At 75.4% G+C, this 13,415-nt stretch carries 2 protein-coding genes; both read right to left on the minus strand.

What is annotated here, in order from left to right:
* Window position 1: 1 nt before the first annotated feature.
* On the minus strand, window positions 2-12,496 hold the full coding sequence (locus tag ACGFNV_RS15520; RefSeq protein ID WP_393622720.1) for an SDR family NAD(P)-dependent oxidoreductase: 12,495 nt from the start codon (window positions 12,494-12,496) through the stop codon (window positions 2-4).
* Window positions 12,497-12,501: 5 nt separating this feature from the next.
* A complete protein-coding gene (fabD, locus tag ACGFNV_RS15525; RefSeq protein WP_393622722.1) occupies window positions 12,502-13,362 on the minus strand; it encodes an ACP S-malonyltransferase in 861 nt (286 codons plus the stop codon).
* Between the last annotated feature and the right edge of the window lie 53 nt (window positions 13,363-13,415).

The raw sequence follows: 13,415 nt of genomic DNA on the forward strand, positions 1-13,415 counted from the left end.
ATCAGGTCAGCTCCTCGTGGAGTTCCAGCATGGGCCTGCGGACCACGTCGGCGGGCCGGTGACGGGGTTCGGGGACGGAAGGGCCGGAGGGCCCGTGCGGAGGTACGGTGGCCGACTCCGGGTAGGGCGGGACGGCGGCCGACTCCGGGTACGGCCGTACGGCGGCCGCGGACGGTTCTCGGTACGGCGGCGCCGCGGGCACGCTCGGGCCCGGCTGCGGCGAGGCGGTCGCCATGGGCGGGCTCGGTTCGGGTTCGAGTGCCAGCAGTGGCCGGGGTGCCGGGCGCGGCTGCTCCGGTGCTGCCCCCGGGCGGTCGAGCCAGTGCCGGGCGCGGCGGTATTCGGCGGGCGGCAGCGGGTCACGGCGGGGCCGGTACGCGAGCCGTTCCTCGGGGAGCAGTTCGCGCAGCAGCACATGGGCGTTGGTGCCGCCGAAGCCGAAGGCGCTCAACCCGGCCCGCCGCACCGCGCCGCCCGCCGGGCTCCAGGGCCGGGCGGTGAGCGCCGGCCGGAACGGCGAGGCGTCGAAGGCGAAGCGCGGGTTGGGCCGCTCGCAGTGCAGGGTGGGCGGGATGGTCCGGTGGACGAGCGACAGGATCACCTTGTGCAGGCCGGCCATGCCGGCGGCCATCAGCAGGTGGCCGACGTTGGACTTCACGCTGCCCACCGCGCAGTGCCCCACCGCGTCCGTGGTGCGGCGGAAGGCGCGGGTCAGCGCCTGCAGCTCCATCGGGTCGCCGATCATGGTGCCGGTGCCGTGCGCCTCGACGTACGTCACCGTGTCCGCGGTGACCCCGGCGGCGGCCAGCGTGTCGGCGACCAGCTCCTCCTGGGCCTGCGGGTTGGGGGTGGTCAGGCCCATCGTGCGGCCGTCGTTGTTGAGCAGGCAGGCCTCGATCACGGCGTGGATCCGGTCGCCGTCGGCGAGGGCCCGCGCGAGGGGTTTCAGCAGCACCGCCCCGGCGCCCTCGCCGAGCACGATGCCGTTGGCGTCGGCGTCGAAGACATGGCAGGCACCGTCGGGTGAGAGTGCCCCGGAGGCGCTGAGCTTCAGGAAGGGCGTCTCGTCCAGCAGCAGGTCGCCGCCGCCGACCAGCGCGGCCTCACAGTCCCCGGCGGCCAGGGCGCGCAGGGCCAGTTGGAGCGCGGTGAGCGAGGAGGAGCAGGCGCTGTCCACGGTCACGTGGGGTCCGCGCAGGTCGTAGACGTGGGCGGCGTGGGCGGCGATGAAGTTCTGGTTGAGTCCGGTCACCGTGTTGCGGTGCGGGACGGCCACCCGGCTGCCATAGGTGCTGGTGCCGGATCCCATGAAGAACGCGATCCGCCGTCCGGCCAGGTCCTCCCGGGAGTAGCCGGCGTCACGCAGGGTCTCCTCCACCGTCTCCAGTGACAGCCGTACGAGCGGGTCGACGTGGCTCGCGTCGGCCGGGTCGATGCCGAAGAACTCCGGGTCGAACTCCTCGATGCCGTCGAGGAATCCGCCCCACTTGCTGACACTGCGGCCCGGCGCGCGCTCGGGCGACCACAGCAGGCGGTGGTCCCAGCGGGAGGCGGGTACCTCGGCGATGCCGCTCCGGCCGTCCCGCAGCAACTGCCAGAACCGCTCCAGGTCGGGCGCGCCCGGATAGCGACCGGCGGCACCGATCACGGCGACGAGGTGGTCGCCGGTCTTCGACGTACCCGATGCCGTGGGAACGGTGGCCGTGCCTGGTCGGCCGGTGGCCGGGACCGGATCGTCGGCCGGGGCGGGCTCGGGTCCGCTCTCGCCCCGGATCCACCGGGCGGCGCCCGTCGCGTGGTGTTCGAGGAGGTGGGCGGCCAGCCGGGCGGCCGTCGGATACTCCAGCACCAGTGAGGGCGACAGCGGCTCCCCCACGAGGTCCTCGAGTCGGGCCACGATGCCGGCCACCAGGATGGAGTCGACACCGAGTTGGGTGAAGTGCGTGTCCGGGCCGATCCGCTCGACCGGCATCAGCAGCGCGCGGGCCAGCAGTCGGGCGACGGCCGCGGCGACACCCGCCTGGGTCACGTCACCGGTGTCCTGGTCGGTCACGGGCCTCTCCTCGGCTGCGGGCGGGGTGGCCGGCGCGGGCCACACGGTGGGGTCGACCGCGGCCGCCACGCAGTGGGAGCGGCCGGTCGCCAGTGCGGTTTCCAGGAGGTCCAGGCCCTGGTCGACGGTGTGCGGGGCGAAGCCGTGCGCCGTGTAACGCGGGCTGCGTACCTCGCCCATGCCGGCTCCGGACCAGCTGCCCCAGCCGACGGAGAGGATCCGGGTGGGCCCGGCGCTCCGCTCGGCCACGGCGTCCAGTACGGCGTTGCCGGCGGCGTAGTCGGCGATCCCCACGGCCAGCTCCGGCACCGTGGCCGACAGCGACGAGTACAGGACGATCCACTCCGGGGCGTCCTCGCGCAGCTCGTCCAGCAGCGCCAGCAGCCCCTCCCCCTTGGGCTGCCAGGTGTCCCGGACGGCGGCCGGGTCCTTGTGGACGAGTGCGGGGGTGCGGCGGTCGACGGATCCCGCGCAGTGCAGCACACCGCCGATGGGCCCGAGTTCACTCCGCACCCGGCCGAGGAACGCACTCAGGTCGGTCAACTCACCTGTGTGCACCGCAAGTTGCACACCCCTTCGTTCCAGCTCCAGGAGTCCGGCCAAGCGCTCGTCGGAGGTGCCGGTGTCCCACGTGGCGCGCGGCGGCAGTGGACGCAGGCCGAGCAACGCGAGCCGCCGGGCGCCGCGTTCGGCCAGTCGCCGGGCTGCCGCGAGACCCAGCCCACCGGTGCCTCCGGTGATCAGGTACGTGCGGGACGGATCGACGCTCATCCGCGTCCGCTCCGTGTGCGGCAGCCGGACGAGCCGGGCGGCGAGCCGCCGGCCGTCGTCCAGCCGCACCTCCGCTTCGCCCGCTTCGAGAGCCAGTTCGCTCTCGACCAGGCGCAGCAGCGCCTCGCCGTCGCCGGCGGGGGTGTCGCAGGTGACCGTGGTGGCGGACACGTGGGAGTACTCGGCGCCGAGCGAGCGGACGAGGCACGCCATCCGGGCGGCGGCGGGCCAGGGTGAGTCGGCCGCGCCGGAGGTGAGGTGCAGCAGCCGCAAGGGCCGGCCGTCGGCGGCGGACACCAGGGACTGCAGCAGGCCCACGCGGCCCAGCTGGCCGGTCAGCCACTGCGCCCCGGCCAGGTCCGTCAGGTCCGCCACCGCGTCCAGCCGGAGGTGTGCCGCGCGCAGCCGCTCGCCCAGCGCACGTCCCGACGCGCCGTCGTCCGGGTCGAGCTCGTACTCGTCGGGGCCGAGCCGCGGCAGCGCCGACCGTTCCCGTACGACGATCCACTCGGCCGCGTCGGCGCCGGGCAGCGCGGCGGTCACCGGCAGCGTGGTGTCGCGGCCGAGCAGCAGCACGCACACCGGCCGATGCCCGTCCGGCACGGCGGGCGTCGCCGGCACGGTCTCCCACGAGCGGACCAGCAGCGCGGGCTCGTACCGGACCTCGCTGCCCACGCTCCGCGGCCGGGCCACGTCCGTCCGGTGGGCTTCGGTACCGACAGGAACCTGAGGGCGAGGGATGTCGGGCGCCTCCTGGGGGACCGCCTGCGCACCCGTGGCGGGAGCGGGGCCGGGCCGGCCGGCGGTGTCGTGAAGGTGCTCGATCGCTTCCCCAGCGGTACCGCTCGCCGCGCCGGGCGGGCCGTACCGCCTGCTGGTGTCGAACGGGTACACCGGGAACCGCACCCGCCGTCCGCCCTGCGGGAACAGCGCCGACCAGTCCACCGTGCCGCCGGCCGTCCACGTGCGCACGGCGTCCGCCAGGGCGGCCGGGGCCGGGCTCGACGTCGGCGCGTCCGGCTCGCGCCCGGCGAGGAAGTCGGCGAGCCTCGCGCGCAGTTCGGCCGTGTCCCGGCAGATCAGCGCCAGCCGTCGGGGCTGCGGGGTGCGCCCGGTGCGGGAGGTGTGGGCGAGGTCGGCCAGCGGGGTGTCGGTGTCCGCGAGGAAGCGGTGCAGGCGCTCCGCGTAGACGCGCAACCGCTCGTCGTCGACGGCCGAGAGGGTGACGACCTGTGGCCCGGGTTCGGTGACCGGCTCGGCCGGGACCTGCGGTGCTTCCTCCAGTACGGCGTGGGCGTTGGTGCCGCCGAAGCCGAAGGAGCTGACGCCGGCCCGCCGGGGCTCCTGCGGGTCGCGTCGCTCCCAGGGTTCCGGTCGGGTGGCGAGCCGCAGCGGGCCGTCGGACAGGTCGATGTGCGGGTTGACCTCCGTCAGGTGAGGGGTGCCCGGCAGCGTACGGTGGCGCATCGCCTGCACGACGGCGATCAGCCCGGCCAGCCCGGAGGCCGACTCCAGGTGGCCGACGGACGCCTTGACCGCGCCCAGGACACACCCGCCCCGCCGTTCTCCGGCGCCGCCGAGAGCCGTGCGCAGTCCCTCGATCTCGATCGGGTCGCCCAGGGCGGTGCCGGTACCGTGCGTCTCGACGTACGCCAGCGAGTGGCCCGGCACCCCGGCGTCCCGGAGCGCCGCGGTCACCACCTCGGCCTGGGCGGACGGCCGGGGCGCGGTGAGGGAGTGCGCCCGGCCGCCGTGGCCCACGGCGATGCCGCGCAGCACGGCGTGCACGGGGTCGCCGTCGGCGAGGGCCCGGGCGAGCGGCTTGAGGAGCACCGCGCCGACGCCCTCCCCGCGGACGTAGCCGTCGGCCGCCTTGTCGAAGGTGTGGCAGCGGCCGGTCGCGGAGAGCATTCCCGCGCCGGTCAGCGACGCGAAGTAGGTGGGCGTCAGGAGCACGTTGACGCCTCCGGCCAGGGCCATGTCGCAGTCGCCGGAGCGGAGCGCCGTGACCGCGTGGTGCAGTGCCACCAGGGAGCTGGAGCATGCGGTGTCGACGGCCTCGCTCGGGCCGCGCAGGTCGAGCTGGTGCGAGACCCGGTTGGCGATGACGCTGTGCACGTTTCCGGTGGCGAGATGCGGGTGCCCGGTGTCGCCGCTGCGGCTGAGCAGCTCGGTGTAGTCGCTGAGGGTGGCGCCGACGTACACGCCCGTGCGGGTCCCGGCGAGGGAGCGCGGGTCGAGCGCGGCGTCCTCGATGGCGTGCCAGCTCGCCTGGAGGAACAGCCGCTGCTGGGGGTCCATGAGGGCGGCCTCGCGCGGGGAGACGCCGAAGAACTCCGCGTCGAAGGCGTCCACGTCGGCGAGGAAACCGCCCCGCGGCCCGGCCCCGTCCGCCCAGGACCGCACCGGGCCCCCGACCCGCTCGCCGTGCGTGTCCCCGGCGGCGGAGCCGACGCAGTCCCGTCCGGCCACGAGGTTGGCCCAGAACTCGTCGATGTCTCCCGCACCGGGGAAGCGTCCGGCCATGCCGATGACGGCGATGGGCTCGGCGCCGGTGGGCACCGGGCGCCGGGGCTCGCCGCTCGGGGCGGGGGAAGGCGTCGGCAGGTCCGGTGCACCGGCCGGGGGCGCCGGTTCGACCACTCCCTCGTGGGCCGTCAGGTACCGGCTCAGTGCTCCCACCGTGGGGTGTTCGTAGACCGCCACCGGCGTCAGGGCGAGTCCGTAGACCTCGTTGAGGCGGTTGACCAGGCGGACGGTCTGGACGGAGTCCATGCCGACGTCCCCGAACCGGTCCTCCGGGCCCAGCCGGCCGGCGGGCAGCTTCAGCAGGGTGCGCACCTCCGCGGCGACCCGCTCCCGCACCCGCTCCGGCTCCCCCTTCCCGGCCACGTCCGGGGCCGTGCTCACGCGTCCGCCGAGAGCGGCGGCGATACGGGGCTGATCGCCGTGGCCGACCAGGTAGGCGCCGGAGTCGGCGGTCAGCAACGCGTCGAGCGCGCGCAACGCCCGCGCGGTGCCGATGGGCCGCAACCCGGTGGTGGTCGCGGTGAGTTCGATGACCGCCCGGGGCATCCGCATGCCTCCGTCCCGCCACAACGGCCAGGCGGCGGAGACCGTCCGTCCGTGCCGCAGCCCCCGTAGGCGCAGCTGCTCGCGCCGTTCGGCGAAGGCGTCGAGGAAGCGGTTGGCCGCCGCATAGTCGCACTGACCGGCGTTGCCCGTCCAGCCGACGAAGGAGGAGGTGAGGAGCAGGAAGTCCAGTTCGTCGGTGCCGGTCAGACGGTCCAGGAGCAGGGTGCCGTCGGTCTTCGGCGCCAGGACCCGGCGCAGGGAGGCAGGGGTCTTGCCGGACAGCGGCCCGTCCTCCAGTACGCCCGCCGCGTGGACGATGCCGCGCAGGCCTCCGGTCAGCTCGCGGGCACGGTCGAGGGCGGCGGCGAGCGCGTCCTCGTCGGTGACGTCCGCCCGCAGGTAGTCGGCCCGGCTCCCGTGCCCCCTCAGCTCGGCCAGCAGCCGCTCGGTGGCCGGGGAGGAGGGTGAGCGGCCGAGCAGGACGAGGGCGGGCACGCGGTGTCGCTCGGCCAGGTGCGTGGCGATGAGCCGCCCCACTCCCCCGGCGCCGCCGGTGATCAGCACCCCACCACCGCGCCACGGTTCCGAAGGGGCCTGCCGTGCCGGGGCCGGCCGCGGCGTCCAGCGCCGCTCCCCGTCCCGCCGCACCTCGCGGTCCGGACCGAGCGCCTCGGCCAACAGGGCGTCCAGTTCCGGTAGTTGGTCGTCGGCGACCTCGATCCGACCGAGCCGCAGCGGCACGCCCTCCAGGGCCAGCGAGCGGCCCAGCGCGTCCAGCGCCACGACGGCGGGCTCACCGGGCCGGCACACGACCGCGCAGCCGACGGGACGCTCGTGCTCGGCCGACCAGCGCGCCAGGGCCAGCGGCAGCGTGGCGGCGGCCTCCAGCGAGGGCGACTGCCCTCCGTACGGGCGCAGATCCAGGACGACGATCCGGTCGGCGCCGGGATCGAGGAGTTCCGGAACCGTGTCCGCGTCCGCGGCGTGGACGGCCCGTACGCCCGTCGGCAGCCCGTGGGGCGCGACCCGTGGCTGACCGCCGACGGTCACCAGGAGCAACCCGGCACCCGGACCGGTGGCCGGTGCGGCGGCGGCAGCGGGCACCCAGGTGGACCGGTAGAGCACCGTGTCGTCCGGGGCCCCACCGTCGGGTGCCGCCCCGCCCTCCGGCGCCACCTCCCCCGCGTTCCCGCCCGGCAGCAGGGACGCCGTGAGGCGGGACGGCAGCCAGTGCCGTACCGGTGCGAAGCGGGTCGGTGGCAGCGGGACCCGGCGGCACCCGGGCCCGGCGAGCTCCGCCCAGGGCAGTTCCGCGCCGTGCACCCACAGTCGTGCGGCCGGGGCCGGGTCCCCGGCGCGCAGCCGCTCCCGCAGAAAGGCGGTGCCTTCGGGGCCGGAGCCGAACACGTCACCCAGGCCCGGGTGTGCGCCGAGCCGCCCGCGGACCAGTCCGGGCACGTCGGCGGCGCGTCCCGTGGCGATGCGTTCAAGTGCGGTGAGCAGGTCGGCGCGGTCGGCGGCCGGGAAGGCCAGACGTTCGTCCCGGGGCTGTCGGCCGGTCTGGAGGGTGAACGCGATGTCGGCGATCCGGTGGCCCGGGGCGTCGAGGAGGGCGGTGCGCAACCGGCCCGCGTAGTCCCGTACGTCCTCCTCGTCCCGGCCGGAGAGGACGATCAGGCAGGGGCTTTCGTGGTCCTCCGCACGCGCGGGCGGGGCAGGCGCCTCCTCCACCACCAGGTGGACGTTGACGCCTCCGGCACCGAAGGAGCTGAGGCCGGCCCGGAGCGGGCCGCCGCGGGCCTGCCACGGTTCGGCGGTGCGCTGCACACGGAACGGGGTGCTGCCGAAGTCGATGTGCGGGCTGGCCGGATCCGCGTGCAGGGTCGGGGCCAGCGTGCGGTGGCGCAGCTGGAGCAGCACCTTGGTCAGACCCGCGACGGCGGCGGCCGACTCGAGGTGGCCGATGTTGCTCTTGACGCTGCCGATGCCGCACCGGGCCTCGCGGTCCGCCGGGCCACCGAACGCGTCGGTGAGGGCGCGTACTTCGATCGGGTCGCCGAGCGCGGTGCCCGAGCCGTGGGCCTCCACGTATCCGATCGAACCGGGCTCGACGCCCGCGGCGCGGTGGGCGCGGCGCACCAGCTCGGCCTGGGCCGTGGGGCTGGGCACGGTGAATCCGTTGGTCCGTCCGTCGGAGCCGGCGACGGCCGCGCGGATCACCCCGTGCACGTGGTCGCCGTCGGCCAGCGCCCGGTCGAGCCGCTTGAGCACCACGGCACCGACGCCCTCGCCGAGCACGAAGCCGTCCGCTCCGGCGCCGAAGGCACGGCAGCGGCCGGTGCGGGAGAGCATGCCCATCTGGGCGTACTGCAGGTGCCTGGCGGGATGCAGCACCAGGTTGATCCCGCCGGCCACGGCCGCGTCGACCTCGCCGAGCCGTACCGCGCCACAGGCCAGTTCCAGGGCGGTGCCGGAGGCCGAGCAGGCGGTGTCCACGGTCAGGCTGGGCCCGGTGAAGTCGAAGAGGTAGCTGACCCGGTTGGCGATCTGGTAGCCCTCCGCCCAGGGGTAGGGGCTCTCCCCCGTCAGCGCGCCCTGGGCGCTGAACAGGCCGTAGTCGTTGGCCATCGCGCCCACGTACACGCCCGTGGCGCGGCCGATGCCCGCCGGGGTGTACCCGGCGTCCTGGAGTGCCTGGTGGGCGGTCTCCAGGAAGAGCCGCTGACGGGGGTCCATCAGTTCGGCCTCGGCGGGCGAGATGCCGAAGAAGAGGGAGTCGAACTCGTCCACGCCGTCGATGAGCGCCGCCCAGCGCGAGTAGGTGCGTCCCGGCCCGCCCTCCGGGTCGTGCAGGAGCTCGTGGTCCCAGCGTTCCCGCGGGACGTCCCCGACGCAGTCCCGGCCGGCGAGCAGGTTCTGCCACAGCTCGTCCGTGTCGCGGGCGCCCGGATACCGTCCGGCCATACCGATGACGGCGACGGCGACGTCGTGTGCGTCCTCGCCCGTCCGTCCGGTCGGCACCGCGACCGGTGCGGCCTGAGGGGCCGCCCCGGCGGTGACGGGCGCGGGCCGGCCCTCGGCGGCTTCGGCGGGGACGGCCCTGGGCCCCTCCTCGGGTGCCAGCGCGTCGGCCAGGGTGCCGAGGGTGCGGTGCTCGTACAGCAGGGTGGCCGGCAGTTCGCCGTACCACTGTTCCAGGGCGACCGTCGCGTCCACGACGGCCAGGGAGGAGGGCCGCAGTTCCTCCACGGTGGTGTCGGCGCCGAGGGCGGCGGCGGGTACGCCCAGGGTGCGGGACAACACCTCGACGATCCGCGCGAGCGCCGTCGAACGGCCGCCCGCGGGCCGCTCGATGCCGGACGGATCCCGGTCGCCCGGGACGGAAGCCGGCGGCTCCTCCGCGATGGCGGCCAGTGCGGCGTGCCCGGGCAGGGACGGCTGCCGTACCGGGTGAGCCTGCTCCTCCGCCTCCGCCGGTTCCTCGGCGATCGTCTCCGGCCGGAACGTCACCGCGGCGGCGGCCTCGACCGGCATCTCGTACACCACGGACCCGTCGTCCCGCTCCCTCGCCCGGTCGCCCGCCAGGGAGTCCAGGAACCGCCGTGCGGGTACGTTGCGTTCAGTGGGGCGGTACGTCGTCCGCAGCACCGCGCAGGTGTCGCGCACCTCCTCGGCCAGCCGGGCCAGGAAGGCGTGCTCGACGCCCTTGCCGAGCACCCGGCAGCTCATGAGGAACGCCTCCAGTTCGGCGGTCTCGCCCGCGGTGCGCAGCAGGGCGGCACCGACCACGCCGTAGTCGCCGAACCGGTCGGCGACCCGGACGGTGCGGCAGCGCAGGGACGGGTCGTCCGCGAGCAGGGCGCGCAACTCGGATTCCTGCCGCCTGAGCGGCGCGACGTTGAACTGGTTGGTGCGCTGGGTGAGTTGGGCGACGCGGGCGAGTGCGTCGCCCGTCGCTTCGCGGACCTCGACGCGCAGGTCCAGGTCCCGGATGAAGTCGGCCAGCGTGGCCGAGGCCGCACGCAGCTCCCGGCGCCGTCCGGCGGTCTCGTAGAAGGAGGCGCGGGCGCGGTCCTCGTCGGTGACCTTGAGCCGGTCGAAGGCCCAGACTCGGTCGACGAAGCCGGGCAGGTCGGCGGGGTCGGCCGGGCAGGTGAGCGCGAGCAGCCGCGGGCAGGCCGCGCGCAGGGCGGCGATCTCGACCGGGTTGTCGTCGATCATCACGAACGAGTCGAGTCCGAGGTCGAGTTCGCGGGCGAGAGCGGCGAGGTTGGCGGGCTTCGGCTCCCAGTTGACGCGCCGCGCCGTCAGGTGTTCCTCGCGCATCGGCATGTCCTCGCGCAGTCGCAACACCTCGGCCACGTCCCGCGGGTCGTTCTTGCTGGCGAGGCAGAGCAGGACGCCGCGGGCGCGCAACTCCAGCGCCCACTCCTGCAGTCGGCGGTGTCCGGGCTCGACGGTGACGCCGTGCGGGCCGTCCTCGGCGAGGACGCCGCCCCACAGGGTGTTGTCGCAGTCCAGCACGAGCACCTTGGCGGCGGGCACGAGGGCCGCGCGCGCGGCGCGGGCCGCCGCGGTGGCGAGAGCGGCGTATCCGGGGGTGGTGTAGGGGATGTGCGCCATGCGCAGGCGGCGGGCGTCATGGCAGGCTGCGATGGTTGGTCCGCCGCCGCGCCACTCCTCGGCGTCGAGCAGGTGCGCGCCCGCGACCGGGGCCAGCGCCACGGTCAGTCGCTCGCGCAGCGGTGCCGTCGCCGTCGGGTCGGTGTCCGGTGTGTCGGGGCACAGCAGGACCAGGAGGGGTACCGCGGACCGTCCGCACAGTCCGGCGGCGGCACGGGCGAAGTCGTCGGCGGTGCGCGAGGCGTCGTCGCCGAGCCAGTCCTGCGGGCGGAGCAGCACGAGGTTGCAGCCGGCCCGGTTGCGGCCCATCTCGCTCGCGGGGTCGAGGAGTTGCTGGAAGACCTGACCGTAGTCGGCGTACACAGGCGTGAGGCCCAGGTCCAGGCGTGCCGTCCAGGCGCGGAGGTCGTCGTGCAGCGGGTCGGTGGTGAAGGTGGCGGCGACGACCAGGCTGCCGGTGGTCTCCTCGGTGCGCTGTCCGGCGGCCGGTTCGTCGAAGCGGTCGAGGAGGGTGAGCCGGCCGGCTTCGGCCGGGGTACCGAGGTGGGCGACGACGGCCGCCGCGACCTCTTCCGTGGCCTGGACCGGCTCGGTGTCCAGAACGGAGTCCGAGAAGGCGGTGGGCATCCGTCCGGGCCGTACGACGGTGCAGGCCAGCCGGGGGTGGTCCACGGCGGTGGCCCGGACCAGGCCTTCCAGGGCCAGCTTGGCGGTGACGTAGTGCGACCAGCCGGGCGGCGGGGTGTCCACCCAGGCGGTGGAAACGGCGACGAGCCGGCCGGCGGCCTCGGCGAGCGGGGGCACCAGCGCGGCGAGCGGCACACGGGCGAGGCGCAGGGCGTCGTGCAGGTAGCCGGCGGCACGCTCGTCGGTCTCGGGTTCCAGGGTGAGTGCGGTGACCGGCGGGAAGGCGTTGAGGATCAGCACGTCCAGGCGGCCGTGCTCGCCGATCACGCGGTCGCGGGCGGCCTGCGCCCAGGCCGGGTCGGCGGCGTCACCGGGCAGCAGGTGCACGCGGTCGGCCAGGGCGCCGAGGGCGGTGCGGACGGCGTCGGCGTCGGCGGTGCTGCGGCGGTGGCCGAGGTAGACGGTGTAGCCGGCCAGGGCCAGGGCCTGGGTGAGGCTCGCGCCGAGGCCCCGGCTGCCGCCGACCACGAGGGCCGTGCGGCCGCTCCCGGGTTCACCGGCCGGCAGCAGTGCGCGCAGCCGTGCCACGTCGGACCGCGGGGCGGCGCGGCGGGCCAGGGCGCGTACCTCGACGCGGCCGTGTCCGGGCAGCTCGCCGGTCAGGTCGATCAGGCCGTAGCGCCGGTCGGCGGCGCGCACCTCCCATGCCCCGGAGTCGCCGGTGACCGAGTCGTCGTACTGGACGGTCAGGCCGGACACCAGCGCGTCCCGGCCAGGCAGTTCCATGCCGGCCAGATAGCTGGCCCAGCCGAGCGGCAGGGCGTGCCGGACGGAGATTCCGGCGGCCTCGGCTCCGCTCGTCCGGAGCAGTTCGCGCCACGCGTCGGCGGCGGCCGGGCAGCCGGCCTGGTGCCGCTGTCCGGGAACGGCCTGGTCGACGGTCGTGGCGGCGGCGGTCGTGCGCCGGGGCCCGGGGATGTCCGGCGGGGCGTCGGCGGCGGTACGGCCCGGTGCGACGGTCACCGTCAGGTCGAGCAGCAGGCGGCTGCCGTCGGTGACCCGGACGTGGAAGCCGTCCTCGGTGCGCTCGGCGGTGCGGCGGTAGAGCTGGCCGGGGCAGGCGGGCGCGTGGAAGCGGGCGGTGATCCGTGTCAGCCGGCGGGGTGTGCGCCGGGCGGGCAGGGTGCCGAGCGCGTGCAGGACGACCAGCGCGCCGTGCGCGATCGGGCGGCCGAAGGAGGTTCTGGCGGCGTAGTCGGCGTCGCCGTGCAGGGGGTTGGCGTCGCCGCTCGCGGTGGCGAAGCACCGGATGGCCTCTTCGGTGATGCGGAACTCGGTCGCGGCCACCTCGGTCACCTCTCCGCGCCGACCGGCGCCGCGTCACGGATCTTGTCGACCAGCGTGGTGAGCACCTGGCCGGGGCCGACCTCCCGCAGGTCCGGTTCCGGCAGGTCGAGCAGGAACCGCACGGTGTCGGTCCAGCGCACCGGCGCGGTGAGCTGCCGCTGGAGTTCGTGCGCCAGCGCCGCGTCGAGGTGCGGGCGGGCGGTGGTGTTGGCGACGACCGGGATGCGCAGCGGGGCGAGCCGGTGGCGGCGCAGAACCCGGCCGAACTCCTCGGCGGCGGCCGCCATGTGGCGGGAGTGGAACGCCCCGCTGACCTTGAGTGGGATCACGGCCTCGGCATGCGCGGCGAGGGTGTGGCGCGCGGCCCCCACGGCCTCCTCGGAGCCCGAGACGACGATCTGGGTGGGGGCGTTGTGGTTGGCGATGTCGACCTCCGGATGGGCGGCGAGCACGTCGCGCACCGCGTCCTCGGTCAGTCCGATGACGGCGGCCATCGCGCCGGGCCCGGCCTTGGCCATCGCCTCGGCGCGGTGCCGGACCAGTTCCAGTCCGGTCAGGAAGTCGTAGGCGCCCGCGGCGAACAGGGCGACGAACTCGCCGAGGCTGTGCCCGGCGACGTAGTCGGGCACCTCGCCGCTCTCCCGGACCAGGTCCAGGTAGCCGAGGGCTCCGACGACGTAGAGCGAGCACTGGGTGTAGCGGGTGTCGGTCAGCTTGTCCGCGGGGGCGTTCAGGCAGAGTTCCTCGATCGAGTAGCCGAGCAGGGTGTCCGCGCGGCGGACCAGGTGGGGATAGCGGGGGAAGAGCTCGCGTCCCATGCCCTGCCGGTGGGCGCCCTGGCCGGGGAAGAGATGGACAAGGGTCATGACGGTCACTCCGTGGGAGAGGTGGGCGCGCGTCCGCGCGCGGGGCCGGGCGG

This window comes from Streptomyces sp. NPDC048751 (assembly GCF_043198595.1).
Taxonomy (GTDB): Bacteria; Actinomycetota; Actinomycetes; order Streptomycetales; family Streptomycetaceae; genus Streptomyces.